Here is a 25,908-nt window from a genome sequence, read left to right as displayed (position 1 = left end):
ACGGGCCGTCCGTGCGGCTGAGCTCCACCCCTGCGGGTGACGCGCCCTGGTGGGCGTCGGGACCTGGCCGCTACGTTCCCATGGACTTGATGATCGAGGGGGAGGGCCAAGGGATGAGCGAGCGCGGCGCGTTACGAGGTCTGCGGGTCTTGATGTGGGTAATCATCGCGATCGAGGTGCCCGTGTACCTGGTGTGGCTGGTCCAGGTCGGCTACCTCACCGGGCAGGAGCTGCCCCGCGGCGACATCGGACGGTGGGCGCCGCCGGTGCTGCTGCCGCCGGCGGCCGTACTGTTCTGCGTGATGGCGGGCTGGACGTGGTGGCTGAGCGTGGTGGCCGGCACCCGGTCTTCGCTGCGGGAGCGGTGGATCGTCGCCTCGCTGGTGTTCGTCGCCGCCTTCTCGGTGTTCTGCGGGGTGGCCTCTGTCGACGACCCCTCGGTGTCGGTGGGCCTGCTGAGCGCCGCCGTGACCGGACTCGGCATGACCGGGCTGTTCTTCATCCCGGCCGCCGCCTCCCGCCAGCTGCCCGAGGTCATCCGCTGGCGCTCCCGTCGTACGGCGGCCGCGCCCGGCGAGGCGGACCCGGGCCCCCAGTAGGCCCGGCCGTCCGATTGCCCGGGGAGCGGTGCGGCGGGCATGCTGCGCGTTCGGCGAGAAGAAGGGGAGAGCGTGTCCGAAGACGACATCACCACGGCGGCGGAAGCGTCGCTCAGGAGGGCCGTGGAGCAGCTGTGCGGCGGACGGGACGGGGGACGGCAGCAAAGCTGCCCAGAAGGCCGTCCAGGCGCTTGCTGACGGCTCTGGGAAGGTATGGACGCCCGAGCAGGAGACGCAGATCAGGGCCATGGTGGAGCAGATCCGCAAGCTGCGGGACCTGAACCGGCCGGGCGGGAGCTGGTGGCGTCGGCGCCGCGAGTGGCGGGCCCGGGAACGGCTGGTCGACATGATGATGGCCAGCGGCCCGGAGCTCCTGAACGAGGCGGAACTGCGTCACTGGAAGAGCCACGCGATGGTGGAGCTGCTGCTGAAGTTCACCGACAGCCCGATGAAGAAGGACGACACGGTGAAGGCGCTCACCCGGATGGAGACGGTGAACGCCGTGACGTACGAGGACTACCAGCGGGCCAAGAAGGCGCTCGCCGAGAAGGAGGCCGCCGCCAGCTGACCCGGCGGCGGCATACGGGAGGGGCCCCGAACCGGCGCGCGGTTCGGGGCCCCTCGTCTCGGGCGGGTGATCACAGCTCGATTTCGAGCCGCTCCACGTCGGTGAACTCCACGCCCAGGCCGTGGGCCCGGGAGTTGTTCGCCCGGAAGTACATCCGGGCCAGGCCGTCGGCGGCGATCTGCAGGAGCTGGTCCTCGGTGGCGCCCTGCTCGCGGGCGCTGAACAACTGGTCGGCGTACTGGGGCGGCAGGGCCTGGGTGATGTCGCGGATCCGGGCGTCGTCGGTCGTGCCGCCGGCGGCCTCGAAGCCGAAGCGGGCCCGGGTGGAGACGACCAGCCCGCCCGTGGACGCCGCCTTCTTCCTCGCCTTCGCGCGGATCTGCGGCTGCCACCTCTTCTTCACCTCGCGCTCCAGGCGGCCGCGCAGGTCCTGGCGGGGCCGCTTCAGCTTGCCCGACACGTACCGCTCCACGGTGCGCTGGGAGATCCCGAGCGCCTGGGCGGCGGCCTTGGTGCCCTTGAGCTGCTTGACCAGGTACTTCATCTGCGCCTGGGCGCTCTGCGGGATGCGGCGGGTGAACGCCCCCTCCAGCGCGCGGTCCAGGCTGTCCCCGAGCGAGTCCACCACGGCCTACTCCCCTTCTCCGGCGCTCTGGTCGGTCTTGATGAGGTTGGAGATGTTGAAGACGCCGCCGCGCTCCTCGAACTGGGATTCCGCCCACAGGACGGTCTGGGTGCCCTGGTGCTTCACCATCCCGGGCGAGACCCCGAGCCGGAACGTGCCCGGCGCAGGCTTGCCCTCGGGCGTGTACGGCAGGACGTCCAGCGGGGACGGGCCGGGCGAGGGGTAGACGATGGCGTCGGTGCCGATCGCGACCGGGTAGAGGTCGGCGGCGGCCGCGGTCTTCATCAGCTTGCGGTGCAGGCCGGTGCGCTGGTTCGCGAGCACGGCGGCCCGGATGTCGGGGCGCCACGTCCACCGGTCCAGCGCCGGGTAGTGCTCGTAGTACGGCACCTGCCCGCGGCTGCGCTGCCGGAGCTTGCCGATCGCGCCCTTGGCCGTGGCCTTGATCGCGGTCTCCAGGAGCGCCATCGTCGGGTCGGTCTGCTTGCGCCGGGCCATCGCCTCGAGGAACTCCTGGCCCTGGAGGTCGGTGGTGACGCCCATGTCGGCCATCGTGTCCACGTAGGCGTCGCGCAGTCGCTTGTACCAGGAGTCGAGGTAGCGGCCGGTCTGGGTGCGGACGTACGCCTCGATCGGCGCGACGTCGAAGCCGAGCTCCACGGCGTACTGCACGGTGGGCGTGGCGTACCAGGCCGGGCCCTCGGGGTGGTCGCCCTTCGGCGTGAACGGGCTCGGGAGCCGGGAGGCGTCGACCGTGCGGCCGTTGACCCGTACGCGGGACAGGTCGACGTGGCTAAGGTCGACCAGCCACGAGCCGGGCAGCGCCGGGTCGAAGGCCGGGTTGCCGGTCAGGTGGGTCGGCCCGTTCAGCCCGACCGTGAGACTGTTCGCGGCCGCGGCGAACGACATGTTGATGTCGACGACGACCAGGTACGGGTTGGCGCACTCCTCGTCGGTCAGCGGCCGGCACCAGTCATAGGGCTCCTCCATCAGCATCTCTGCCGGGGTGCGGATGTGGTGACGGGCGAATCCCGCGTCCTTCAGGATCGGGTGCTCGTCGGGCACCTCGCACGGCACGACGTCGTACTTGGCGGTGATCGCGTCGTCGTTGTACGCCTGCTTGAACGCGCCGGTGGCCTCGTCCTTTTGGGCGCGGGTGGGCGGGCGCAGCGCGGTCATCAGCTCCAGGCCGGTCGTCGCGGTGCTGCCGCGCGGCGTGATTACTCGGGCCGCGTACAGGCCGAGGTACTGGACGAGTTCGGCCGGGTGCATCGTCGGCAGCTGCGGGTTGTCCTTCTTGTCCCACTCGCGGGCGTCGAGGGCGTTCCAGGGCAGGATGCACAGCTGGACGCAGCGGCGCCGGGAGCCCTCGGGGTCGCGGAAGACGCGGGCCCACGGGCCGAAGCCGCGCTGGCTCATCTTGAGTCCGGCCCGCTCGATCTGCTTGACCACCTTGTGGCCGGCCGGGAGCCGGCCCGCGCGCCGCTCCTCCTCCGACAGGGCGGCGGGCAGGCCGTAGCGCTTCAGCGCGGCCGCGGTGAGGACGAGGATCGGGTCGGCGTCGCGGCCGTTGCGGTGCAGCCGGGCCTGACCGAGGCGGGCTTCGGTCAGCGTCCAGTCGACGAGGGCCGGGATCGACTTGGCGGGCACGTCCAGGACCAGGCCGCCGATGCAGTACGCCGACACCTGCCCGTCCTCGTCGACGTCGATGACCGCGAGCGGGCCGTTCTCGAAGCGCGGGTCAGCAGCGGCTACGGCGGCCGTGCTCTTCGCCGCCTTCCTCGCGCCCGGGCGCCGCGACGACGCGTTCGACGGCCTGGTGGTGCTGTTCGCCGCCGGGCGGGAGGACGGTACGGCGGGGGCCGAGGCCGGCTCCGGGGCCGGGCCGGTGAACGCCTCCGGGACCACCGGCGTCGGGGCCGTGGCGGGCGCACCGGGGTCCGGTGCGGGAAAGCGGGCGGCGAGGCCCTCCAGGAGCCGGGCGTAGGCGGCGCGCTTCGGCGGCCGCGGCTCCGTCTTCCCGGTCTCCCAGTTCCCGACCGCTTCCCGGCGCGCGTCCAGCGCCGTGGCGATCTGCGCCTGGCTCAGACCCGCCGCCTCCCGCAGCCGCTTCCGCTCCGCAGGCGCCGGCAGATCGTCCTGCGCGACTTGCTCCAGCAGCGCATCGACCGCGCTGAACAGCTCGTTCTCAGTGGGCACAGAGGTCACCTCCAACACACATCATACCCGATCGCGCCCCCATTCGCGCATTGAATCGCTCACGAATCACTCATTGGTCGGAGTGCAACGCGCGGCGGGCGATCCGCGCACGCCTGATTGCGCAGGTCAGGGCCGAAACGCTGGGCATTGCACATCTCTGCCGCGCCGCGCGTTGCGAGCAGCAGCGGGGACTCGATCCGGCGGCACGGCAACGGCTGTCCTTGCTCGTGGAACTTCTTAAATCTCGTGCATTCCTTTAGACGACTCATGCCACATAAAGCCTCACCAATCACAACGCGCAGTTGCAGCCCCCTCGTTGCGCCCCGTACCTTCGGAAGTTCGTTCATTCATTCGGGGGGCCTCTTGTCATCCGATCCACACGAGAGCTATAGAAAAGCGTTCAGTGAGTTCAGCCTGAAAGAAGCGGACCTGCGGGCGGGTAAGACGCTCCAGAGGATCGGCTGGCTGATCTTGTCGGGTTCGTTGACCCTGACGGGAATTCTCGGATACACCGTCATCGTCGGTCTATGGAAAGCGAGCGATGGATTCACGCGATGGATTTCCCTAGCCATCGTCAATGTCTTATGGATTGCGTGCGCATACTGGCTGTACCGCAATCATGCAACCCTTGCCACAAAGGCGAGTGCTTTACGTGCCGCGCTGCAAGCGCGTCAGGCGGCAGCCGCTCAACTGCCCCTTGACACGACCTCGGGACTACGTGTCTACCGCGAGGCCTCGCTTGATGTCATCGCCTCCTACCGGGCGCAGGCGAGTCGCAACAGACGCGTGCACAACTTATTCCAGCTGGTCATCATCACTGGGTCGATCACGGTCTCTACCCTCACGGCAATGAATGAGGGTTCCAATCAGTTCTTGTCGATTTTCGCCTCATCCTTGAGCGCGCTTGTTGGAATATCCGCCGGAATCACCGGTTACTTCAAGTTCCGGGAGCGCGGCACCACCGCGCAGTCGACAGCAGACGACATCGAGAAGAATTACAACGCCAGCGGGTTTCAGCTCGGCGAATATGAAGGGATGGAGGAGAACCCTCGGCTCCTCCGCTATGCCGGAACGGTCGAAAAGATCAAAGAAGAGCAGCGCAAACGAGAAATCCAGCTGGAGCAGAGCACCTCGCAGGACGAACGGTCGTCACAATGAGCGGCCGAGGAAAAGAAGCCAACCGCTCCCGAAAGCGGACCGTATCGCTGACGACGGTCCGCTGGCTGCTGGCACCGCGCTGGCAGTGGCGCGCCCGCCGGCTAAGGGCCGCCCACGGATCCACCCTGTCCTACCAAGCCGCTTGGTGCCTGATCGCGCTCGCCGATGACGCGGCAAACCTGCCCTACGTGCGCCGGCACACCCACCCCGCGCCCGGCCTGCCGCCTGGGGTGATGGTCGATGTGTGGGCGCACCTCAATACAGAGGAACAACAGCGACGCCGTGCCTGGCTGACCCGTCACAACCGGACCCCACTGCACCTGCTGGGAATCCCGGAGGAACTGATCGAGTTGGCGGGCCTGCACGTCACCGAATGGGCGCTCCCTCCGGACGTGCCATCGACCTCGCTGGTTGTCCAGCAGCGGCGGCCTGGACCAACTGACCAGAGGTAAGCCGACGGCCTGCGGCTCGGGCGTACGGCCGGTACCGGGGTTCGAGGGTTCGAGGCGCCACCGTACGGCGGTCCGGCGCTCCCAGCAGCCGTGGAGGCCCGGCCCGGTACGCACCGGGGGTGCTGGGACGGGCCACCGGCCGGACAATGACAGGAGAGGTGATCTGCATGAGCAGGAAGAGCAGCGGAGGAAAACACACACCGATGACTCCGAAGGCCGCCTCCCGGGTTCAGGCCGCAGCGGACAAGAACACGTCGAGCCGGTCCGCGAAGACGGACTTCGGACCGCGGGCCCAGTCCTCCGGCGCGCGGAACGAGAACGAGAAGCGTCACGGCTCCTGACGGGGGCCATCGCACTTCCGGTCGCCGTGGCGCTCGCCACGGCGACCCCGGCACCGCGGCTCCGGAGCAACCTACGTGGCTGCGGTACAACGTTCCGCGCCGGATGCCGCAGGTCACGCAGGAGGCCAGCGAAGCACAGGGGGTCAGAGCCGGAGGGCGAGGGTCTCCGCGAAGCTCAGAGACGTGGCGGCCTGGAGGATGTTGCCTTCGGCAGCGGCATCGTGGGCCATGCCGGTCATCATCACCACGTCAGAGAGCACGCCGGGATCCTCGGTGTCCGTCTTACCGTCTTCGACGAGCCGGGCCTCCAGGACCTCGTGAGCCCGTTCCAGGGCCTCGGTCCAGTCGCCGTCGAACACCTCGCGGGGCAGTCCCGACAGGTCGGTGAGCCACAGATCAGCGTGGGAGCACAGGAGTTCCACAGGCATCCGGTATTCGTACACGGTTCCGCACGCCAGCTTGGGGACCTTGCTGTGGGTGAGCGGGCCGGGCCACGCGGGCAGCGCTTCGGCGTGAGCGGGGCACAGGTGCACCCTCCAGGCCGGGCCGGCTCCGGTTTCCGGACCCTGCCGGACCGCAGTGGCGCTCGCACCGCAGTCCAGGACATGGCGCAGCGAGGTGATCGGCCTGCCCCCGGCGGGGGTCCGTGCTCCGGGCTGCTTCAGGTACCAGCTGATTTCGTAGGGCAGTTGCTCGGCCAGGGCAAACAGGTATTCAAGGATGTTCTCGTAGAAGGGGTCCATGTTCGGCGGATTGACCTCGGCCAGCCGGGCGGCCTCGATCCCGGAATCGTTCTCGCTGCGCTCCAGGACGGCGGCGACGTTGAAGAAAATGCCCTCCATGCTTCTCATCGCCATCTGGCGGCGGTCCTCCGCCTCCTGCCGCTCTTTATGGGGGCGGGCAAGGAACAGGCGGGTGTGCCGGATCGACAGCGCGGCGCGCAGCTCGCCCAGGGTGGGTTCGTCGCACAGCCGGGTCACGGCCGCCTCGGTCAGCGGCGGTCGGCACCGCACCAGCCGGTCGAGGACCGTGACGCCCAGCACGATGGCCGCGCCGACGTAGCGCCAGGCCAGCATGCCCACTTCCCGCTCGTAGGCCGCGGCGAAGTGGCCGAGGGAGAGCAGCGCCTCCGGATGGTGAGTGAAGGGCTGGCCTTCGGTGTGGATCTCCGCGATCTCATGGGTCCGCTGAGCACGTCCGCTGGCAGCGAGCGCGGACTCGTACGAGTGCTGCAACTCCGTCTGCGCCACATGCAGGGAGCGCAGTGCTCCTGCCTCGTGCGCGGTGAGATCAGGCAGGTTGGCTAAATCAGGAAACAGCACGACGACGCCCTCCCCTTACCGGTATCCGATCAGATGAACGCTACCGCCGGCCCACGACACCGCAACGGCGTTCCGCGAGGCCCGCCGACAGATCTTCTCGGCATTCCTGCTCATGCCGGCCTGCTGCCGTAGGTTCTGCTTCCAGCAGGTTTCACGGCGTTACCGTACGGCGGTCCGGCGCTCCCAGCCGTGCGGCCCCTACTGCCAGCCGAGGACGACGGCGAGCGCCACGAGAGCGTTCTGGAGATGGCGACCGCCGTGTTCCCAGCACCAGGCCCGGCGTCGCTGGCGCCCGATGAGTCCGTGCGTTCCTCAGGCTGCTTCGTGCCAGCTGCCGGATTTCAGGTGTCGCCGTGCTGTGGGTGACGACCGGGCTCAGCCACTTCGACCGCACCTACCTCGACCGCTCGGCAGATCGAGTGTTTCATCGCGAGGACGCCCCACTCCGGGGAGTCCGCGTACGGGCGCCACCCGTGGCCGCAACTCGAGCAGACCATGTCCGCAGGGTGCCCCCATCGTCCCCAGATCTGGAGCTCCTGGCACTGGCAGGCCGGGCAGGCCAGGATCTCCGTGGTCGTCTCTGCCGCACGGTCCTCCGCCGTCACCCGCACGTTGTTCCGCTCGCGAGCAGCGTGGATCTCCCGCAGGGTGCGGTTGTGGTGCGGGATCCGGATCTCGCCCGCGGGGATCTGCCACGTGGCGTCCAGGTCCACCCCCGCGGGCGGAGCGGGATGGGACCAGGGGGTCACGACCAGCGCGGAAATCCGGGCTAGCGGGCTGTCGTCAGGGTCATCAGCAGTCATGACACCGACTGTAGGCCGACGTTCGTTTCCCGCGCTGCCCCTCGTCGCACCGCGGAGCCCGGGGCGTACGATCCGCCCGTGGCGAAAGAGAAGAGACCCGAGGTTCCCGACCGTCTGATCGAGCTCCAGCGCGTATCGAACGCGGCGCGCCGGGCGGCGACGCGGGAGGCGTACACCCCGGAGGGCTGGCGGCCGTGGCGGGATGCGGCAGACGAGGTGCAGTTGGCCGTCACCGAGCATGCGGCGGAGGCCCGGGTGTCGCGGTACGAGCTGGAGATGGAGACGAAGCGGCTCGCCCGGCTGGCCGACGACGCGAGTCACACGTAGACGACGCGCACAACGGTCACCACTAGGACGTCCTGGCTGACGTAGTAGCGGATGACCGCGTCGGCGACCACGGCCTGGCGCCGGTCGTCGTCCTTGTCGATCGCCGTGGAATCCAGACCGTACGGGGCGGCGGCCAGGCGCTGCATCCCGGCGTCGAAGGCGGCCCGTAGCGCGGGCGGCATGGCGTGGCGGGCCTGGTCGGCGGGTGGGGCGTACTGGAGGCGGTAGCGGCGGCTCACGCCACCTCCGAGCCGGGAGCGGCGGCCTCGGTGGCGCCGATGTCCTCGCCGCGGGCGAGGCGCTCGAAGAGCGCGTCGTCCTCTTCGATGGCGCCGGTGCCGGCGAGTGCCCAGCGCACGAGGGCGGCGGGGAGGTCGGCGGCGGGCAGGTGCTCGATCTCGCGGTCGAAGTCGGCCGCCTGCTCGGTGTCCATGGTGGCGCGGATGGCCGCGATGGTGCCGGGCAGCTCGATGAGCCGGCCCGCGACGACGGTCTTGAGGGTGGCGTCCACGGTGGCCCTCCTTCCTCCCCCGTACGGTACGCGCGCCCGCGGCGCAGGTGTGGGGTTCACGGCGTACGGTTTTCCGCCGCGGCGTTGCCGCCGTCGCCGTCCAGGCGGTGCAGGGCGTGAGGGCGTTCGTCGGGATGGCGTGCGAGGCGGGCCAGCGTCCACGCGGTATCGGCGTCCATGCCCGGCCCGAACGACGCTGCCAGCCGACGGGCCTGCCAGCTCGTTCCCGGGGCGAGTACCCACCGCCACAGCCAGAGCCGCCTCCCGCGGGCTCTGGCCGTCCCGCCGGTGCGGGGCTTCGCCCCGCCGCCCGGGTCGGGGCGTTCGGGGGTGTTCTCTCTGGTGTCGGCCACGGCGCGAGTCTCACGGCCGCCCCGGACCGCGTGGGCACGATCAGGCAGGAGCCACCGCAACGAGTGAGTTGCTGCCGTACCTGTCAGCGAACTCCGTACAGGCACACCAATACCTCGAGCCCCCGAACGCGTGTCCGGGGGCTCGGGGTGTACCTCTCGATCAGGCTCAGCGGGTCGGTGGTGGCGGCCGATGTCAGAGCCACATGAGCTCGGACACCGCGATCGGGTCGGTGTGGCACAGGCGCAGCAGTTCCTTGGAGGTCAGCTGTTTCTTCTGGGCTCCTTCCCAGACGAGCTGTGGGGCGACGGCGCCGACGAGGAGTTGCAGGGATGCTTCGCAGAACGAGGCCATCAGGGCCGGGGCGCTGCATTTGGATACGCCGTGCTGCTCGGCTTCGGCGAGTGCCTGGTCGTAGCTCATGGGCAGCGGGGCGAGGTCGGGCTGTACGGGGGCTTCCTCGGGGGTGAGATCGATGACCATGCTCGGGTCGGCCAGGTAGGCGTCGGTCTGGACCTGTTCGGCGTCTTCGCGGATGCGGTGCCCCATCGAGAGTCCGGCCGGCCCGTCGGATGCCCAGCGTGCGCCGTCGCGGATGCCGTCGGCGCTGCAGTACCAGGTCGTGCCGATGCTGCGGCCGTCGGCGAGGATCCGGAAGTCCTCACCGGGGGTGTTCTCGCTGCCGAGTTCGTCGTAGCCGTCGTGGACGGGCTTGCGGGTGAAGGCGGTCATCGTTCTCCTCTGCTGCGCTTTCAGGGGCGGGTGGTGCCCTGTTGGGCGGAGAGGGGAGGCGGTCGGTACAGTCCGTTGGGCGTGGGGCCCTCCCGCTTTCCTCGGGAGGGCCCCACATCATGGGCCTCAGAGTTCGATCTGCCGTCCGGTCCAGGGGTCAAACGCCCTGGTGGCTCCCCACTCGCGGGCCTCCTCAACGGTGCGGAACCGGTCCTGCGCGGTGACCACCTCGATCTCGCAGGTCTTCTTGCCCTCCTCCTGCCAGGCCCTTTCCAGAGCCCCGGTCCCGCCGGTGAAGCAGTGGCGGGCCTGCATTTCGCGAGTGAGCTCGATGGTCCTGACCTTCTCGCCGACAACCTTGGTCTCGGCAGCGGAAAGCTTCGGCATCCTGATCGCCTACCCTCTGTTGATTTGTCATGGTTCCTGCTGACATCCACAAATTTATAGACCCCCTAGAAAGATGTCAAGGGTGGTCTAGAAAAAGATCTCCGGTTGCCTCTACAGTCGTCCCCATGACCACCAAGCCGACCGACCTGATCAACACCGCCGCCGTCGCCGAGACGCTCGCTACCATCGAGGCCATCGCCGATCCCGTCGCCCGGGAGAGAGCCGCCCGCGACTTCCACGACGCCCTCACCAAGGCCGTCGTCGAACCCCTGGCGCAGTTCAAGGCCGTACGGCAGCAGGCCGTACTCGAACTCCGCCAGACCCTCACCCTCGCCAAGGTCGCCGAGAAGATCGGCCTGTCCGTCGGCCGCGTCGACCAGCTCGCCAAGGGCAGGTAGTCATGACGGAGCAAGACGAGACGCACTGGTCGGATCCAGGCACGGTGCGAGTGGCCACCGGCTCTGCGGCCCGGTTCGTGGCCGCCCAGGAGTACCGGTGAGCGAACGAGACGTCATACCGGCTGTTCTGCCCTCCGAGGAGAGCCACAGCGTGCTCAAGAGCATCATCCTGCCGATGTCGACGAAAGGGGCCGTCCCTCAGGACCGGCCGGTCGTGGTCTTCGTGGCCGGGCAGCCCGGCAGCGGGAAGACCCGGCTAGCCGATCTTGTGCAGGCTGCTCTGGCGCGCCGCGGCGGTGCCGTCCGGATCGGCAGCGACCTGTACAAGGCGGCCCACCGGCACTACGCCGGGCTCCTGGCGGCGGATGTCCGCACGGCAGGGGTGAAGGTGCGGCCGCAGACGCGGCGCTGGCAGGCGGAGGTCGAGGCGTATGTCCGTGAGCACCGGTTCGATGCCGTGGTCGAGACGGCGCTCGCCGACATCGAGGAGTTCCGCGCGACGTCTGCCGCGAACCGGCGGGCCGGGGCACGCAACGAACTCGTAGCTCTTGCCACCCCGGAGGCCTTGAGCCAGTTCGGAGTCCTGGACCGCTTCCTCACCGGCGGCGGCTACGTGTCCTGGGAGAATCACGACCACTGCGCGACGCGGCTGCCCGCGAACCTGGCCGTCATCGAGGCCGAGCAGCTGGCCGAACGGGTGACCGTGATGCGGCGTTCCGGCGAGGTGCTGTACGGCAACGAACACGTTGCCGGGGGCTGGCGCCGGGCGCCGGGCGCGGATACGGCGCTGGTGAGGGGGCGGCGGCTGCCGTGGACCGCGCGTGAGACGACGGTGTTCCGGCGGGGGCTGGTCCGGGCCGACCGGCTGGTGCACCGTGAGGACCTCGCGCCCGACCGGCGCCTGGCCGTTCAGCGGGACGCGGAGCGGGCGTCGGCCCTGGCGGAGCCGGTACGGCGTATCGCGCAGGCCCGCAGTACGCCGCCGGGCGTCGACTACCACCGGCTGTCGCCGACGGAGCACCGGTGGACGTTTGAGGAACTCATCGTCCCCTCCTACCTCAACAGCATCACCGCCCAGGAACAGCCGGTGGTGACGTATGTGCTGGGGCAGCCTGGCGCGGGGAAGTGGCGGGCCGCCAACCTGGTGCAGCGCGCGATGAGCGGCCGCGGCGTGACCCGGCTGTCCGGGGACGACATGAAAGTGCACCACCCCGACTACCACCAGCTCCTCCAGGAGGACCCGCGCGGCGCGGGGGCGGCGATCCGGGCCGACTACCGGGACTGGATGGCACAGGCCGAAGCCCACGTACGGGCGCGGCGCGGTGACCTCCTGATCGAGGGCGCTCCGGGCAGCGTCGAGGAGTTCTGGCGCAGCGCCCGGCCCTTCGCCCGGGACGGGTACCGGATCGAGCTGGTGGTCCTGGCGGTGCGGGCGGCGGACAGCCGCCAGGGCACCGCGCACCGCTACGCCCGGGCCGCCAAGAGCGGTGTGCCCGGCCGGTTCACGTCGAAGGCCGGCCATGACATCTGTGACCGGGCGCTGTTCGAGGTGGTGCGCAGCGCGGAGGCAGATCCGGCTGTCGCGTCGCTGATGGTACTGCGGCGCGACTTCCACCCCCTGTTCCGCAACGAGCGTGACGCCGAGGGCAGGTGGAAGGGACGGGCGTGGGCGGCCCTCGCGCTCGCCGTGGAACGACACCGCCCCTACACATCCCGGGAGGCCGGCGCGTTCCTCTCCGTGCACCGGGAGCTGATGGCCGCGCTGCCGCAGTACCGTCCGGAGTTGCGGGAGATCGCCGCGCAGGCTCTTCCGCTGATGCCCACCTGCCTCCGGCCGCGGCCGATCTCCCCGGCGGCCGTCTCCGGGATACTGCTGCCCGTCCCGCGCGGCCGAGCCGGGGGCTATCCCTTGGTGAGCGCGGCGTAGCGGGCCTGGTAGAGGGCGGCGATCCGGCCGGCTTCCTCGGGCCCGGCCTGTTCCAGGGCCCGCTGGTCCGCGACGCACTCCCGCAGGGCGGCCGTCAGCTCTTCCAGCCGGGGCCCGGCCGTCCGGCCGGCCTGCCGTTCCCGGTGGATTTCCTGCCGGTACCAGCTCATGACCGCCCGCACGCTCTGCAACGCCACCTCGTGGCCAGCGCCGTGCTCTCCTTCCTCAGGGCGCGGGAATCCGGGGGCGTCGGGATGGTCGTGCACGGGGAGCCGCCTCAGTGTCGGAACAGGAAAGAGGCATTGTCCGCCGCGAGGAAACGGACCGGCAACCGCCGTACAGGCAACTGCCAGGGTGGCTCCCGGGCGCGACGGACTGTGATGGCGCCCCTCGGGACAGCCGGACAAACATCTGTGCCCGCCATCCTTTCGAGGGGATGCTTCTCCACAGAGCCCCGGCCCCACGTAGGTTGAGGGGTTCAACGTGATCACCAGGGGGTTGGCTGTGGCGAGTGCGGGCCGGGATCTGCGGGCGCTGTTCAGCTCGAACGACCAGCGGATGGGTGCTGACGAGGCGTTCACCAACCGGCAGGACCAGTGGCAGATCCTCGCCGACGCGCTCACCGCACACCTGCACCACCTCGCGGAACCGGGCTTCGACGTCGAAGACCTCGAGGCGCCCCGCCGCAACGTGCTCGTCTTCCACGGTGTGGGCGGGATCGGGAAGACGACCCTGTCCCGCAAGCTGGAGGCCGCCCTGGCCAGTACGGAGCAGCGGCCCGCTCAGTGGGGGGAGCCGGCCTGGCCCGAGAGCCCCGCGGTCCTGCCCGTACGGATCGATCTCGCGCGGACGGCCGGCACCGACTTCGAGCGCGTGATCCTCACGATCCGCCTCGCGCTCGCCGCCCGGCCGGGCCGGCCGCTGCCCGCCTTCGACATCGCGCTGCGCCGCTACTGGGAGCACCAGCATCCCGGCGAGCCGTTGGAGGAGTATCTGCGGCGCGGTGGGTTGGCGGGGCGGTTCGGGCAGGCGCTGCCGCAGCAGATGCAGTCCGCTCTCGCCGACGTCGCGGCGGCGCTGCTGCTGCCCGGCACGGTCGGCTCCGTCCTCGGTGAGGTGACCGGCACGCTGATCGGGGCGCTGCGCGAGCGCCGCCAGTCAGTGCGGGCGCTGGCCGGGTGCCGGCGGCTGGCGGACCTCCTCCAGGCCGAGCCCGACATTGACGCTCTCTCCTACTACCCGCACCTCCTCAGCTGGGAGCTTGCCCGGCTTCCGGCCGGGACGCGGGTGGTGCCGGTGGTGCTGCTCGACACCTTCGAAGACACCGGTGACCGGACCCACCGTGACCTGGAACGGCTTCTTCAGCGGGTGGTGTGGCTGATGCCGAACGCGTTCTTCGTCATCACCGGCCGCAGCCGCCTCCCCTGGGCCGACGACAGCCTCCAGGGCCAGCTCGACTGGACCGGCCCGGCGGCCTGGCCCGGCCTCGATACTCCGAGCCTCCCTCACCCCCGCCCCGCGGCGCCGGCCGGGCTCGTCGGGCCCGGGGGCCGTACGTCGGGCGGGCGTCAGGTCCTGATCGGTGACTTCAGCCCGGAGGACTGCGAGGACTACCTCGCCCGTCGGCTCACCCGCGACGGACAGCCCCTCATCCAGGAACCGCTGCGTACGGTGATCACTGCTCGGTCGCACGGGCTGCCGCTCCACCTCGACCTGGCGGTGATGCGGTTCCTGGAGATCCGCCGCACCCACACCCCCGAGCCGGCGGACTTCGACGTCGACTTCCCCGCGCTGATCGCCCGTACCCTCAGCGACCTCACCCCGGACGAACGCCACGTCCTGCGCTCCGTCAGTCTGCTGGACGCCTTCGACGTGCCCCTCGCCACGCGGGCTGCGGGCACCGACCGTGAAGCACCGGTGCTGCGGCTGCTGGAGCGGCCCTTCGTACGGGAGAACCCGTTCGGCCTGTGGCCCTTCCACCTCCACGCGCTGATCCGCTCCACGATCCGTACCGCCGATGACCGCACCGACGACCGCTGGTCCCCGCGCGACTGGCAGGCGGCCGCCAACCGTGCCTTCACCGCGCTCGGGGAACAGTGGACCACCAGCGCTGCGCCGGGCAGGCTGCTGCTGGTCGGCTGCCTGCGCCAGGGCCTGGCCCTCGCCCGCGACTTCCGCCTCGATCTCGGCTGGCTCACCGATGCCACCTGGACCTACATCGGCGACTCCGTGTGGGAGCCCCTCGCCCCGCCCGCCCCGACCGTACGGACAGCCGCGGGCGCGGAGACGGAGCTGGAGACACCGGCCGACGCCCTGGTCGAAACGCTCAGCGCGCTCGCGCGGCGCCAGCACGAGCACCGCGAACGCACCGTCGACCGGCTCACCGCCGTCACCGACACCCGGCTGCTGCCTGCCGAGCTCCACGAGATGGCCGTCTACTACCAGGCCAAAGCCCAGCGCGACCTCGGACGCAGCGACGCATCCCGCCGCGGCATGCAACTGGTCGCCGACGGCGGCGGCCGGCTCGCACCCGCCGCGCGCCGCGGCCTCGCGCACCTGGCGCGACTCGCCGGCGACTTCCCCACCGCCCTGGAAACCGCCCGGACCCTTGGCTGGGAAGGCCGCCAGCAGCGGGTCCTGGGGGACGTGTGGTGGGTCCAGGCCGACATGGACCGCGCGGCCGCCGCGTACGAGAGGGCCCGCGTCGAAGCCGAACAGCACGGCGTCGCCGGCGAACGGGCGACCGCCCAGGCCCAGCGCGCCTTCGTGCTCGCCTTCACCGACCCCGCCCGCGCCGACGACGAACTCGACCTCGCCCAGCAGCTGCTCACCGGACTCGATCTGCGCGCCACGACCTTCACCACGGAGATCGCCGCCCTGGTCCGCGACGCCGGATGCGCCCGTGACGTCGAAGACCGCGCACGCCGGCTCCGCACCGACATCCGGGTCGCCGGGCTCACCTCCACGGAAGCCACCCTCGATCTGGCACTGTGCTTCCACCACGCCGTCCAGGACGAACGCGCCGCGCTGGCCACCACCATCGCCCGGCTCCGCGAACGCACCCACTCCGGCGACTACGCCTACTACACCGACCTCACCCACTTCATGGCCGACCTCCCCCTCCCCGCCCCCTCACCAGCCCGCTGGCTCGACACCGAACAGGAAACCCGCGACCGCTGGCGCACCCTGGTCACCGCCCGACGCGAACATCTGCTCCCCGGGGCATAAGGTCAGTGCCCTTCTGGCGCAACGGCAGAAGGGTCCGCCACGGATGCTGTGGCGGACCCTTACAGGGCTATGGAAGCGGGGAAAGCTCAGCCTCGGCCGGGATCCCTGCCTACGAGACTGGAAAGCAGTTCGGTCAGTGTCGCGTTGACGGCGCGCTGCTCGGTGGCAAAACTGTCCATCCGCGCCGCCAGGCCGTCGATCTTCTCGTCCAGGTGTCCGACCAGAGTGGCCAGACCTTCGACCTTGTCGTCCAGGTTCCCAACCTTCTGATCAAGGTTGCCGACCTGGAGGCGCACCGCGGTCAGGTCGCTCTTGACGATGCCGAACTCGCGGTCGTTCTTCTGCGCGGCGTCTTCGTAGCGGCGGGTCAGCGCGGCAATCTCGCTCTGAGCGATGGGGTCTTCAGGCACGGTCTCGGCTCCCGGAAGTCGTGTAGCGGCCAGGCCGCGCCTCCGATTCTCGCAGAGACCACAGAGGGGCGGTAGCCACTCCAGAACCGTCGCCCGGCGTTCGGGGTCCGGCCCGCTCCCGCCGGACAGCGGAGCGGCATGCTCAACGAACCTCCACCGGCTTTGGCACCGGCCATCCAACCACCCCTGCCCACCGCGTTCTCCGGGTATCGGTGACCTGCGGACATCACCCCGTGCCCTGTGCTCGCGCGCAGACCCCGAACCCCCTTCACGCCGTGCTCCGCAACGGATCCGACCGGAACGAGGGCGCTGTGCCGTCGTGACGAGCCCGCTCGGCACGGGCCCGGAGCAGTGCCCGGGCGTGGGAGGCGTCGGCCTGGCGGCGGTGTTCGGCCTGCCCGTCCTGTATCGGTGTCGGGGCGTCATCGGGGGCGGTGAAGTCGGCGGGGAAGGCGCGCTCGCGTTGCGCGTGGAGTGCGGCGGCCTGCCGTTCCGCCGCCTGCGCGATGGCCGGGTCGACGACCCGTACGGGGGCGGCGGCCCGGTGGGCGGCGAGCGCGCGGTGGTAGCCCTCGCACGTCGGCTTCCTGGTCTCCGCCGCCGCGGTGGCCGCGCCCGCACCCGCCGGGGCGGCGTCGGTTGTGCGGGGCGCGAGGGTGGTCGAGCCGACGGGCAGGACGTGGATGGTACGGACCGCGTCGGTGCCGATGGTGCTGTTCGCGGTGGTGATGATCCGGGTGGTGATGAGGCGGAGCTGGGTGGCGTAGGCGGGTGAGTCCGGGCGCAGGTCCAGCTGCCCGGTCTCCGGGTGGAAGGCGGCGGCCGCGACGTGCGCGGGCAGCTGCGGGGCGACGTGGGCGGCGATGTCGGGCCAGGACTCGAGGACGCGGCCGCCCGCGGCGGGGAGTTCCCAGGCGCGGTCGGCCATCAGCCCGGCAAGTACCGTGCCGAACCCGGAGGGCTCGCGCCCGTCCCGCTTCCCGGTGGTCAGACGACGCCGGCGCGGGGCGCGGGCCTCGCTGCCGTTCTTCCTGGCGGCCAGCCGGGCCTGTTGCAGAGCAAGCCGGGCGAGGTCGACGCCGGAGGCCTGCGAGGCACCGTCGCCGCTGGTGGTGGTCGGCTCGGTGGGGGTGGTCTGCTCGGTCATGTCGGTCTCCTACCGGTGTCCGTAGGTCATCCACGAGCTGTGGGAGCCGCTCGCGATCCGCCGGGCGTGCTGCACCAGGTCGGTGCCATAGAGGCGTGTGGCGGCGTCCGGGCCCATGGCGTGCACGGCAGTCATGACGAGGTCCGTCTGGCCCGCCATGTACTGGCCCCAGGCGACAGCGCGCAGCTCCGCCAGCTCCTGTTCGCTCGGCTCCGCCCCGAGGGCCTGGTCGTGGGCGGTGTCGTCCGGGGCCTGGTGGCGGCCGCCGTTCGCCACGTCCCTGACCTGCGCGAGTGCTGCGTCCACCTCCCGGTGAACTGCGCGGCTGGTCGGCGCGTCCCAGTCGCCCTCGAAGCGCTCGGCGCGGTCGCGGACCTGCTGGATGCGGTGGCGGCGGGCGGCTTCCTGGGCACCGCGCCACTGCTCGATCGCGGCGGCCCTCTTGGCCGGGGTGTCGAGGACCGTCTCCGCGTCGGCCAGCAGCACGGCGAGCAGGCCCGAGCCGCGGCGGACCCGGCCCGCCTCGCCGCGCAGGTGCAGCCACCCCTTCACCTCGGTCACGGTCCATCCGGCATCAGCGACGGTCCGGGCCACCCAGGCGATCCGGGGCACCGAGCAGCCGCGCAGCCAGTCCAGCTCCCGGATCAGCTCACGGGCCAGCTGGAAGCGGCGGCCCACCGTGTTGAGTTTCCGGCGGCCACCGGCCTTGGCCTTAGGCTTCTTCGGGGTGGGGGACGTGGCTTCCCCGCTTGCGAGCTTGCTCTCAGGGGGGAAGGAAGTATCACCCGCACCAGCAACACTTGAGGTACCGACCTGCATTGGGGTGCAACGAACCTCACCGGAAACAGCCGTCACAGAGCCCTGCTCAGCACCCCTCCGGGCGCCCCCCGCCCGGGCCTTCGCCGGCTTCTTCGGGCGAGGCTTGCGGACCTTCCGCGCGGCCTTCTTCGCCAGCTTCGCCATCAGCTCCCGGCCGGCCTCCGCGATCCCGGACACCGCCCGCGTATACGCCGGAGCCGCCTCATCGCGCTGCACCGTACGGATCCCCAGAGCGGCATCGAACTCCGGCGGGATCATCCGTGCGAACTCCGACGCCTGCGCGGACTCACCGCGGATCCGGGTCCCCTTCACGATGTACGCGAGCAGCCCGGCCTCCCGCAGCATCCCCAGGTGGTACTCCACCGACCGCTCCGACAGGCCCGTACGGCGCACCAGGTAGGCGATCCCCGGACGGCACGGGAACAGCTGCGCGAGCTCCTGGGCAACGCGCACCGTCGTCGGACCGAAGGAGCGCGGACCGTGCGAGCGGTGCCGCCGCGGCCGGTAGAGCCCGGACCCGGCCACCCAGTGGACCGCCTGCATCCACGAGTAACCCTCACCTGCGATCCGGCCCGACGATGCCGACAGCCGCTGCGACGCTTCCGGCACGAACAGACCGGGCAGCACGACGACCGCGTCGGCGTCATCGACCGCCGGGCGCGGTGCGGGCACCATCACGGCAGCCGACGCCGCCACGACGCTCACCGGCCCACCCGGACGAACGAGAAAGAGATCATCCCGGCAGCCTCGCGCAGGCCACCTGTGGACAGAGTTTGGCCAGTCGGTGCTCCCGCACGGCGGCCAACAACCTTGATACTCGGTCCGTCACACGGGACCAGGACCTCGCGGCCGCCGCCGTTGTCGGAGTTGTTGGCGACCTCCGCGAGCGGGCGCACGAGCGGGACGCCCGACGCCGCGAGGGCGCTCTTCGAACCCGGCCCGAAAACGCTGCTCTTGTAGCTTCCTACCGGAAATCCCTCTTCCGGTAGGAAGTGCCCAAAAGTGGATGAATCAGTCGACGATCCCGTCACACGGGAAGGCCGCCACGGCCGAACCGGGGTGAAACGGACAGGGTCAAGCTGACAGGGGGCGCCACTCTCGGGCACTATGGGAACGACCTGCCTTCCATGTAGCTGGACTGACCAGAGCCCTCGGGCCCGGCTGAACCAGATGCGCGGATGTGTCGGGTACCGCCCCCTTCGCGAGAAGCGGGCGGATGCCGACCGGGCGGGGGGAGATTTCTCCTCCCCTCCCGGTTCTGCTGAACCGCGAAGCCCCTGTGGTGGGGGCCCGCGGGTGACGCGGATCGGTACTGATCTGGCTGTGGTGGCCGTGGTTAGTGGCCGGTGGTGGCCCTGGTAAGGGGCCGGGTTTGGAAATGTGCGGCTAGGTGAGCCGCTGCTCAGGACCGGCTGGAACCGGGACCTGAGCGACCGACACGGTGGTAAGCCGGTCGGTAGACGGGCCGCGCGAGGCCAGCGGATTGGTAGTCCGCTTCTTGGTGCGCGCGGCCGATGGCCGTTAGGTCATCCCGATCCCCCTTTCGGAGGCCGGCGTCGCGCTGCCTTCATCCAGCTTGGCGGCCTCGGGGAAGCGCTCTGCGAGCCGCTGGAGCAGGTGCATGTAGGCATCGCGATGTGGGCGTCGGGGGTGGGATTGCCCCAGCTCCCAGCGCGCCACCGCGACGCGCTTCACGCCCACAGCGTCTGCGACGTCCTTCTGTGTGAGGCCGGCCGCGAGGCGCAGTTGGGCGCGCACGCGCGGCGGGGGCAGGACATCGTCCAGGCCGTCCAGCAGGGAATCGACCTGCTTCAAGCGGTCCGGCTCGGACATAGCACAACCCCTCTTGATCGATAGACCACTGAAAGATACACGACGTGGGTGATCTTTGTCGCCGTTGAACGCCACGTCGGCAGGGCTGTGCACATCCAAGGAGGTAGGACGGAGCGTCGGGCTCATTGTCACAGGGCGCCACTTCGACGGGGTGCACGTGGAGGTGAACGCCATCACCCCCGAGCGGACGCAGCGGATCGCCGCACTGCTCGAACCGGACGTGACCGTCGGAGACGGCGGCGTCAGCGACCCCCGGGCGAAGACCGGTCCCCTCACCGGCCACCTCGCAGTTCGCGGAGATGGGCGATGAACCCTTGGGCCTCGGACGCGTGCGCGTACTGGGACTGGAGGGCCTGACCGAGGTCGGCTGACACCATCGCCAGCGACGGCAGCGACCGTCGGTTACCCGTGAGAGCCCGCTCCCCGAAGGAGAGTGCGGCGTCCAGATCTCCTTCGCGGGCGGCGACCACGCCCAACGTGACCCGGGCCTCCGCGATCCGCATGGGTGACCTTTCCGTTCCGTCGAAGTCCGTGCCTGCGCGGATCACTTCGCGCGCCAACTGCTCCGCGAGTCGGTTCTCGCCGACCTTCCGCAGCGCATCCATCCTGTAAAAGTCGTACTTGGCGGGGTCTACGACGAAGTGATCTTCGATGTTCGCTGGGTACGGCATGCGCTCCAAGAGCTGACGCCCCTGGTCCAGCGCCACCTCAGTCTGCGCCCTGTCCCCCAGCCGGGCCCATGCCTTGGCCTTCTGCGCGTACAGCTGTACGGCGACGCTCTCGTTGGGCGCCACGGCGATGCCAGCCTCCGAGGCCGCGAGGACTCCGCGGTAGTCGCCCCGCGTCAGCGCGAACCACGACCTCATCTCGTGCGCCCACCCCTGCACGCTGAGCTCTCCAGCCTCCTGCCCGAGCATCAGCGCGGCCTGCCGGGTAGCCTCCGCGTCGCGCGGGCGCCCGGAGTCGTACTCGACACAGCCCACCAAGAGCGACAGCTTCCCGGCGAGCGCGATGATGTCGCGGTGCTGCGCCAGGCTGACCCGCTGGTGCTGGAGGCCGACGACGCGGGCGAGCCATGCCTTGCCCTCCAGGAGCAGCTGGTCGGCGGGCATGTACGCGTACTCGCAGCACAGCCGGTCTGCCGTGATCCGCAGCGCGTCCAGCGTCGCGACGTCGACGTCCGACGCACGCAACCGCGCGATGATGTCCACGGTGTCCATTCCGCTGACCTGCAAGATTTCTGCGCGGCCGTCGCGGCGAGACCGCTCGGGGAAGAAGGCCCCGGTGGTCGTCCCGAAGGTCTGAGCGATGGCCGACCTGTACTTCACCGGCTGCGCGTCGCCGGCCTCCCACCTCTTCCACTGCCGGAGAAGGTCCAGCTCGCTCACGACCTGGTCGTCGGGAAGCCGGACCACCAGAGCACGTACGGCGTCGGCCTGCGACCAGTCACGCGCCGCGCGCTCCTCCACCATTCGGCGAGCCCAGTCAGGACGCTCGTCAGCCATCGCCGGTCCCCTTCTCCGTACGGTCTGGTGGCCACAGCCTGTCGTCTGACGGGGCGATGCCCGCAGAGCGGAAGCTGGCCCTTCTGCGGCCGAGCATGGCACGGCATCCGGACTGCGCGGAGGTGACAAGTGGGGGTGACATTCTGAATGTCACCCCCACTTGTCACTTTCCGTAGTGGAAGGACCCGAGCACGGTGTGTGTCGTCCGCCGATGTTTCGGATTCCAGGGGGGAACGTGTCATCGTCGTCAGGGCGCCTCGGCGTCATGGATCTCCGGTCCGACACCACGAACGTGCCCGGCGGGGCGCTGGAACAGCGCACCGCTGCTCCGACCTTCCGCTTCGACCGTACGTACGTGGGTGAAGCCGCGGTCGCTGTAGTACGTCTGCAAGCCGTCGTTGGTGCGCCAAGCGTCCAGACGAAGCCAGGTCATCCCCTGGGCTGCTGCGGCCAGGGATGCCCAGTCGAGCATGGCCGATCCGAGGTCGAGGCCAGCTACGTCGCGGCGCACAACCATGCGGTGCACATAGAGGGCGGGTTCTGCAGCCTCGTCCTGATCCCAGAAGTCGCTGTCCGCGTGCTGATCCACGGTGATGGTGGCGACGGGGGCCCGGTCGACCTCTACGATCCAGCACTCGTCCGCAGCGATGTTCGCCCTGATTCTGTCCTCGTGCGGGGCGTACTGCCACTGGTCGATACTGCGCTCGCGCAGCCAGGACGCGGCGTGTTCCCACAGTTCCACGACGATCGGGAGATCTCGCTCTTTGGCCAGCCGGATCGTCGGCTCGGTGCCCAGTTGCGGGCGGATGCGTTCGTAGGTGATGACGTGTCGGTCGCCCGGCAACACGTTGACCACGGTGCGCACCGGTTTGCCGTCCTGCGTGTAGCCGGTACACAGGTGTACTGCGACCGGGGTGCCGGGCCCGAGCTGAAGCCGGTCTGCTTCGGCCGGGGTGGGCATGCGCACGTGGATCTCGTCCAGGGCACGGACCTGCTCGCAGCCCAGTTCGGCCAGCACCACGTTTGCGCCGCGGGCGATATCGTTGGGGCGCATGATTTCGCTGCTCTGCACGAGTGCGAGCGGGAAGTGGCTGTCGTTGGTGTTGTATGGCACGCCGTCCACGAATCGGATCCGGCGGCGCACCACGACCAACTCGTCGGGACCGAGCTGGAGACGCTCGCTGACCTGGGTGTTGGGGGTCTCGACAGCGACATCGATCTGCTGGCCAGCCTCCCTGCCTTCCTCCGACATCTGAGTGAGGAAAGCGTCCATCTCGGGGGACAGGGGGCGCTTTCGGAACTCGCCTTGCGGACGGTAGACCATCGGCCGGCGGCTGCGAACGAAGTAGCCGCGGGGGCGGTCACTCACGATCAGCCCCTCGTTCACCAGCACCTTCAGGCCCTGGACGGCCGTGGACCGGGTGGTCTCCCACTTGCTTGCGATCTCACCTTCGGTGGGCAGCCGGGCATCCGCGCCAAGAGTCCCGTCCATGATCTGATCGCGGATTTCGTCCGCGATGCGCTGGTAGAGGGCGCGCGCCCTGCCTCTGACTGCCATAGGAGATGTCTACCTCCGCAAGCAATGAGTAGTCAATCTAGCTGATCCCGTTTTTGGGGCTTGACCCGGAGTAGCACTCCGTGCAATCTTCAATGCGCCGGGCATTGAGTAGTCAATCTACTTGGCCTAGTTCACCTGTGCTGTCCTCGGAAGGAGCACCACCCATGAACGTCGTCCACCGCCCCGCTGCCAGCCTCGCCACCGAGGCTTTCGACGCGGAGACCCAGACGCTGTTGAACGCGATCGACGTGGAGCTGCCGGGTTTCGGCGACGTCGACCTCGATGTCGCCTTCGGTACTCCGCTGGACATGCACGAGGCCGGCCTCCTCCCTCACGAGCAGGTCACCGGCGAGATGGGCCGGGAGGAGTTCCTCGACGCGCTCATCGCCGCGGACTCCGCCCGCCGGGCACGCATGCAGGCCGCCCGCGACATCGTCGCCGCCGACCCGGCCGTCACCGAGCTGGTCCGCGAGCGCCTGGTTGACGTCCTGCTCCCCTACGCCGCGCAGCTGCGGCCCGTCCCGGTTGTGGTGGAGCGGATCGAGGGCCGCGCGTGCGGGACGGATGCCTGGTACACCGCTCGCCGTGACGCGGAGGGCTTTCCCGCTGACTCGGTCATCGACCAGGTCTTCGTCACCGTGACGAAGCGCGGCCACTGGTACCGGTCGGACGACGTCCGCAATGGCAACAACGACTCGGTCTGCCGCGGGTGCCCCGCTGCCGGTCACTTCGACTACATCCTCAACGGCCAGGGCTTCTGCCCGCGGCCTGCCACGGCTGATGACATCCGCGCCGCACTCTGCGTGCCCAGCACGGTCCGCGTCGACATGCGTGCTGTCCCCGCCTCGCTCGCGGCTTAGCTCCAGCCGGGTCTACGGACCCGGCTCCTCCACCCGGAACCGCCCTGGCGGCGGCGCCGGATGTGGGAGCCGGACCCTCGGTCCCCTACACCGCCCGGACTCCGAAACGCGCAAGCGGGTCGGGATGGAAAGGCAGCGGTCGTTCCTTGAGAACTGCATAGCGTGATCCACCACCGCAGTACCGGCCGTGACCGCACCGGCCGGGGTGAGTGGAAACCCGTCGTGAGGCGCCATTACCCCTGGTGGTGGCAGTCGGCACGTGCCACGACCCATCAGGCGCTCAGAACCTGGGGCGGCCCGGTGCAGTACCAACCGGGTGCTCATTACTGATGGCGAGCACGGAGGGCCGGCACCCCCACGACGTAAAGAACGACGCGACATGTTCCCAGACCCTCGGCACCCGGTCCCAGCTGAGGCGAGGAGCCGCGTCGGGACCGAGGGCACCTCGCCTCCCTCCAGTACGGCAAGGCGAGCAGCGCGGCGGCAGAGGCCGCGCCCCCTGTTTTGCAGCCCTGCGCTGCCCAGTCGCTCACCGCTCGCCCTCGGGCGGTCGGTGAGCGGTGGAGAGCGCTGGGAATCCCACCGCCTGCCCGTGTCCGACACCCCACTTCCACGGAGGAACTGCCGATGATCGGTACCGAGCTCATCAAGCAGGACAACAACCCGGAGCGCGTGTTCACGAGCTCCGACGGCCACACCGGGCCGGTCCTGGCGGACATCACCTGCCCGGACGGCGTCGTGCGCGTCACTGTCGACCCGGCCGCGACCGTCGCACGTGTCCAGGTCCGCACCGACGACCCGACGGGGCCGGCCGCCACGGCCGTGAAGGACACCCGCATCCACCAGACTGCGGAGCGGCTGACCATCGTCGTCCCGCCCACCGCGCAGACGTTCAACCGCGGCGTTTTCGTCAGCGGAAACAGGCACTCCAGCGTGCAGATCAACGGCGTCACCTTCAGCAACTACGGCGGCCGGGGGACGGTCGTCGGGTCGACCGGTGTCGAGGTACTCGTCACCCTGCCCGCCGGGTCGGCCGTCAAGTACGTCAGTGAGAACGGCAGCATCCACACGTACGGCGTTCTTGCCGCGCTGAAGGCCGTGGCCACCAACGGCTCCGTCAAAGCCGAGACTGTCGGCCGGATCGAGGCCGAGGCGGACAACGGCTCCGTCAAGGTCGGCACCGTCACCGAGTGGATCGACGCGGAGGCCAGCAACGGCAGCGTCAAGGTCGACAACTACGAGGGCAGCGAGGCGCGGCTCCGTGCGGGCAACGGCTCGGTCACGCTGACCGTCGCGCCTGCGGCCACCGGCCGGATTGTCGCCAAGGCGGGCAACGGCAGCGTCAAGCTCCACGGCGTTCGCCACCGCGGCGACCTGAACGTCCAGGCATCGGCCGGCAACGGCACCGTCAAGAAGTCCTGACCCACACGTTGCCCAGTCGCTCACCGGTCTCCCGCTCCGGGCGAGGCCGGTGAGCGGTGGAGAGCGTGGAGGCACTCACCCGCTCGGTCCCACTGATGACCTGGAGGAAACCAGCCGTGACGACGATCCCGATGCCGCGAGACCCCCGCACGCCGCTCCAGCAGGCCCAGGACCAGCTGACCGCGACCCGCACACAGCTGATCGGCACACGCCTGTCGCGCGCTCAGCGGACGCGGCTCGCCGACCGTATCCAGGACCTCACCGTCAAGGTTCACAACCTGGAGCAGCCCGCCGCCTGAGCTGGCGCCTTTCGCCGGAACCGCGCCCTTGAGGCGCGGCGCCGGTGATGGGCGCCGGACCGGCCGGCCCCTGCACCACGCAGCGCGGCGCCCGGGAGGTCAGAGTCCCGGGCGCCGCAGACAGGCA

At 70.1% G+C, this 25,908-nt stretch carries 27 protein-coding genes; 11 read left to right on the top strand and 16 right to left on the bottom strand.

The features are described from left to right. Positions 1-152 precede the first annotated feature (152 nt). Together ACFTZC_RS40705 and ACFTZC_RS40700 are read left to right on the top strand one after the other, a co-directional pair. On the top strand, positions 153-599 hold the full coding sequence (locus tag ACFTZC_RS40705; RefSeq protein ID WP_382899013.1) for a hypothetical protein: 447 nt from the start codon (positions 153-155) through the stop codon (positions 597-599). Between the two features lie 247 nt (positions 600-846). After that, complete coding sequence (locus ACFTZC_RS40700) at positions 847-1,167, top strand: hypothetical protein (protein WP_382899011.1); 321 nt, start codon at positions 847-849, stop codon at positions 1,165-1,167. Positions 1,168-1,237: 70 nt separating this feature from the next. On the opposite strand, the gene tpg is transcribed toward ACFTZC_RS40700, so the two are convergent. Both tpg and tap read right to left on the bottom strand, forming a co-directional pair. Continuing rightward, positions 1,238-1,795: a telomere-protecting terminal protein Tpg gene (gene tpg, locus ACFTZC_RS40695; protein ID WP_382899009.1), complete on the bottom strand. Its 558-nt coding sequence runs from the start codon at positions 1,793-1,795 to the stop codon at positions 1,238-1,240. Positions 1,796-1,798: 3 nt separating this feature from the next. Next, positions 1,799-3,991, bottom strand: coding sequence for a telomere-associated protein Tap (gene tap, locus ACFTZC_RS40690; RefSeq protein WP_382899008.1), 2,193 nt, complete (start codon positions 3,989-3,991; stop codon positions 1,799-1,801). 363 nt (positions 3,992-4,354) lie between these two features. On the opposite strand from tap, the gene ACFTZC_RS40685 reads away from it, so the two are divergent. Beyond that, a complete protein-coding gene (locus tag ACFTZC_RS40685; RefSeq protein ID WP_382899006.1) occupies positions 4,355-5,149 on the top strand; it encodes a DUF4231 domain-containing protein in 795 nt (264 codons plus the stop codon). Further along, a complete protein-coding gene (locus ACFTZC_RS40680; protein ID WP_382899004.1) occupies positions 5,146-5,601 on the top strand; it encodes a hypothetical protein in 456 nt (151 codons plus the stop codon). The genes ACFTZC_RS40685 and ACFTZC_RS40680 overlap by 4 nt, the downstream gene beginning before the upstream one ends. Before the next feature lie 484 nt (positions 5,602-6,085). Here the strand turns inward: ACFTZC_RS40680 and ACFTZC_RS40675 are convergent, their stop codons facing one another. Together ACFTZC_RS40675 and ACFTZC_RS40670 are read right to left on the bottom strand one after the other, a co-directional pair. After that, a complete protein-coding gene (locus tag ACFTZC_RS40675) occupies positions 6,086-7,264 on the bottom strand; it encodes a hypothetical protein (RefSeq protein ID WP_382899003.1) in 1,179 nt (392 codons plus the stop codon). Positions 7,265-7,605: 341 nt separating this feature from the next. Further along, positions 7,606-8,067 carry a hypothetical protein gene (locus ACFTZC_RS40670; RefSeq protein WP_382899001.1) on the bottom strand — a complete coding sequence of 154 codons (462 nt, stop codon included), beginning with the start codon at positions 8,065-8,067 and terminating at the stop codon, positions 7,606-7,608. A gap of 78 nt (positions 8,068-8,145) precedes the next feature. On the opposite strand from ACFTZC_RS40670, the gene ACFTZC_RS40665 reads away from it, so the two are divergent. After that, positions 8,146-8,394: a hypothetical protein gene (locus ACFTZC_RS40665; RefSeq protein WP_382899000.1), complete on the top strand. Its 249-nt coding sequence runs from the start codon at positions 8,146-8,148 to the stop codon at positions 8,392-8,394. Here ACFTZC_RS40665 and ACFTZC_RS40660 read toward each other — a convergent pair. The 5 genes from ACFTZC_RS40660 to ACFTZC_RS40640 form a co-directional block, all read right to left on the bottom strand. Then, a complete protein-coding gene (locus tag ACFTZC_RS40660; protein ID WP_382898998.1) occupies positions 8,385-8,633 on the bottom strand; it encodes a hypothetical protein in 249 nt (82 codons plus the stop codon). The two genes, ACFTZC_RS40665 and ACFTZC_RS40660, sit on opposite strands and share 10 nt — an antisense overlap. Beyond that, the gene (locus ACFTZC_RS40655) at positions 8,630-8,905 is read right to left on the bottom strand and encodes a hypothetical protein (RefSeq protein ID WP_382898997.1); all 276 of its coding nucleotides are present in this window, start codon (positions 8,903-8,905) and stop codon (positions 8,630-8,632) included. Before ACFTZC_RS40655 ends, ACFTZC_RS40660 begins: the two co-directional genes overlap by 4 nt. Positions 8,906-8,961: 56 nt before the next feature. Beyond that, positions 8,962-9,258, bottom strand: a complete 297-nt coding sequence (locus ACFTZC_RS40650) for a hypothetical protein (RefSeq protein ID WP_382898996.1) — start codon at positions 9,256-9,258, stop codon at positions 8,962-8,964. A 193-nt stretch (positions 9,259-9,451) separates the two neighbouring features. Continuing rightward, positions 9,452-9,988: a hypothetical protein gene (locus ACFTZC_RS40645; protein WP_382898994.1), complete on the bottom strand. Its 537-nt coding sequence runs from the start codon at positions 9,986-9,988 to the stop codon at positions 9,452-9,454. Positions 9,989-10,114: 126 nt separating this feature from the next. Further along, on the bottom strand, positions 10,115-10,375 hold the full coding sequence (locus ACFTZC_RS40640; protein ID WP_382898992.1) for a hypothetical protein: 261 nt from the start codon (positions 10,373-10,375) through the stop codon (positions 10,115-10,117). A gap of 125 nt (positions 10,376-10,500) precedes the next feature. Here ACFTZC_RS40640 and ACFTZC_RS40635 point away from each other — a divergent pair, with 125 nt between their 5' ends. Together ACFTZC_RS40635 and ACFTZC_RS40630 are read left to right on the top strand one after the other, a co-directional pair. Next, the gene (locus ACFTZC_RS40635; RefSeq protein WP_382898991.1) at positions 10,501-10,773 is read left to right on the top strand and encodes a hypothetical protein; all 273 of its coding nucleotides are present in this window, start codon (positions 10,501-10,503) and stop codon (positions 10,771-10,773) included. Positions 10,774-10,870: 97 nt separating this feature from the next. Then, positions 10,871-12,700, top strand: coding sequence for a zeta toxin family protein (locus ACFTZC_RS40630; RefSeq protein ID WP_382898989.1), 1,830 nt, complete (start codon positions 10,871-10,873; stop codon positions 12,698-12,700). Here the strand turns inward: ACFTZC_RS40630 and ACFTZC_RS40625 are convergent. After that, positions 12,676-12,966, bottom strand: coding sequence for a hypothetical protein (locus tag ACFTZC_RS40625; RefSeq protein WP_382898987.1), 291 nt, complete (start codon positions 12,964-12,966; stop codon positions 12,676-12,678). The two genes, ACFTZC_RS40630 and ACFTZC_RS40625, sit on opposite strands and share 25 nt — an antisense overlap. A gap of 292 nt (positions 12,967-13,258) precedes the next feature. Between ACFTZC_RS40625 and ACFTZC_RS40620 the strand changes: the two genes are divergently transcribed. After that, entirely contained in the window at positions 13,259-15,928 is a 2,670-nt protein-coding gene (locus ACFTZC_RS40620; protein ID WP_382899026.1) for an ATP/GTP-binding protein, read from the top strand. A gap of 86 nt (positions 15,929-16,014) precedes the next feature. On the opposite strand, the gene ACFTZC_RS40615 is transcribed toward ACFTZC_RS40620, so the two are convergent. From ACFTZC_RS40615 to ACFTZC_RS40590, 6 genes are all read right to left on the bottom strand, one after another. Then, complete coding sequence (locus ACFTZC_RS40615; protein WP_382898985.1) at positions 16,015-16,338, bottom strand: hypothetical protein; 324 nt, start codon at positions 16,336-16,338, stop codon at positions 16,015-16,017. A gap of 268 nt (positions 16,339-16,606) precedes the next feature. Next, positions 16,607-17,485 (bottom strand): DciA family protein, encoded by an 879-nt coding sequence (locus ACFTZC_RS40610; RefSeq protein WP_382898984.1) that lies wholly within the window; start codon positions 17,483-17,485, stop codon positions 16,607-16,609. A gap of 9 nt (positions 17,486-17,494) precedes the next feature. Next, on the bottom strand, positions 17,495-19,009 hold the full coding sequence (locus ACFTZC_RS40605) for a transcriptional regulator (protein WP_382898982.1): 1,515 nt from the start codon (positions 19,007-19,009) through the stop codon (positions 17,495-17,497). 816 nt (positions 19,010-19,825) lie between these two features. Beyond that, entirely contained in the window at positions 19,826-20,137 is a 312-nt protein-coding gene (locus tag ACFTZC_RS40600; RefSeq protein ID WP_382898980.1) for a helix-turn-helix transcriptional regulator, read from the bottom strand. Between the two features lie 272 nt (positions 20,138-20,409). Beyond that, complete coding sequence (locus tag ACFTZC_RS40595; RefSeq protein ID WP_382898978.1) at positions 20,410-21,642, bottom strand: XRE family transcriptional regulator; 1,233 nt, start codon at positions 21,640-21,642, stop codon at positions 20,410-20,412. Between the two features lie 247 nt (positions 21,643-21,889). Beyond that, entirely contained in the window at positions 21,890-23,200 is a 1,311-nt protein-coding gene (locus ACFTZC_RS40590) for a GNAT family N-acetyltransferase (RefSeq protein WP_382898977.1), read from the bottom strand. 164 nt (positions 23,201-23,364) lie between these two features. Between ACFTZC_RS40590 and ACFTZC_RS40585 the strand changes: the two genes are divergently transcribed. The 3 genes from ACFTZC_RS40585 to ACFTZC_RS40575 all read left to right on the top strand — a co-directional run bounded on the left by ACFTZC_RS40585 (position 23,365) and on the right by ACFTZC_RS40575 (position 25,781). Then, entirely contained in the window at positions 23,365-24,060 is a 696-nt protein-coding gene (locus ACFTZC_RS40585) for a hypothetical protein (RefSeq protein ID WP_382898975.1), read from the top strand. A 627-nt stretch (positions 24,061-24,687) separates the two neighbouring features. After that, complete coding sequence (locus tag ACFTZC_RS40580; protein WP_382898973.1) at positions 24,688-25,482, top strand: DUF4097 family beta strand repeat-containing protein; 795 nt, start codon at positions 24,688-24,690, stop codon at positions 25,480-25,482. A 116-nt stretch (positions 25,483-25,598) separates the two neighbouring features. After that, positions 25,599-25,781 (top strand): hypothetical protein, encoded by a 183-nt coding sequence (locus ACFTZC_RS40575; RefSeq protein ID WP_382898971.1) that lies wholly within the window; start codon positions 25,599-25,601, stop codon positions 25,779-25,781. Positions 25,782-25,908 lie beyond the last annotated feature (127 nt).

This window comes from Streptomyces sp. NPDC056987 (assembly GCF_042673865.1).
GTDB lineage: Bacteria > Actinomycetota > Actinomycetes > Streptomycetales > Streptomycetaceae > Streptomyces.
The sequence above is the reverse complement of the archived record's forward strand: the minus strand, read 5'-3'. Positions and strand labels throughout refer to the sequence as shown.

Bases quoted from the DNA above. Each gene is read 5' to 3' on its own strand.
- ACFTZC_RS40580 (WP_382898973.1), top strand. From the start codon at position 24,688: ATGATCGGTACCGAGCTCATCAAGCAGGACAACAACCCGGAGCGCGTG.
- ACFTZC_RS40705 (WP_382899013.1), top strand. From the start codon at position 153: ATGTGGGTAATCATCGCGATCGAGGTGCCCGTGTACCTGGTGTGGCTG.
- ACFTZC_RS40700 (WP_382899011.1), top strand. From the start codon at position 847: ATGGTGGAGCAGATCCGCAAGCTGCGGGACCTGAACCGGCCGGGCGGG.
- ACFTZC_RS40640 (WP_382898992.1), bottom strand. From the start codon at position 10,375: ATGCCGAAGCTTTCCGCTGCCGAGACCAAGGTTGTCGGCGAGAAGGTC.
- ACFTZC_RS40635 (WP_382898991.1), top strand. From the start codon at position 10,501: ATGACCACCAAGCCGACCGACCTGATCAACACCGCCGCCGTCGCCGAG.
- ACFTZC_RS40585 (WP_382898975.1), top strand. From the start codon at position 23,365: ATGAACGTCGTCCACCGCCCCGCTGCCAGCCTCGCCACCGAGGCTTTC.
- ACFTZC_RS40670 (WP_382899001.1), bottom strand. From the start codon at position 8,067: ATGACTGCTGATGACCCTGACGACAGCCCGCTAGCCCGGATTTCCGCG.
- ACFTZC_RS40620 (WP_382899026.1), top strand. From the start codon at position 13,259: ATGGGTGCTGACGAGGCGTTCACCAACCGGCAGGACCAGTGGCAGATC.
- ACFTZC_RS40680 (WP_382899004.1), top strand. From the start codon at position 5,146: ATGAGCGGCCGAGGAAAAGAAGCCAACCGCTCCCGAAAGCGGACCGTA.
- ACFTZC_RS40645 (WP_382898994.1), bottom strand. From the start codon at position 9,988: ATGACCGCCTTCACCCGCAAGCCCGTCCACGACGGCTACGACGAACTC.
- ACFTZC_RS40595 (WP_382898978.1), bottom strand. From the start codon at position 21,642: ATGGCTGACGAGCGTCCTGACTGGGCTCGCCGAATGGTGGAGGAGCGC.
- ACFTZC_RS40590 (WP_382898977.1), bottom strand. From the start codon at position 23,200: ATGGCAGTCAGAGGCAGGGCGCGCGCCCTCTACCAGCGCATCGCGGAC.
- ACFTZC_RS40600 (WP_382898980.1), bottom strand. From the start codon at position 20,137: ATGTCCGAGCCGGACCGCTTGAAGCAGGTCGATTCCCTGCTGGACGGC.
- ACFTZC_RS40610 (WP_382898984.1), bottom strand. From the start codon at position 17,485: ATGACCGAGCAGACCACCCCCACCGAGCCGACCACCACCAGCGGCGAC.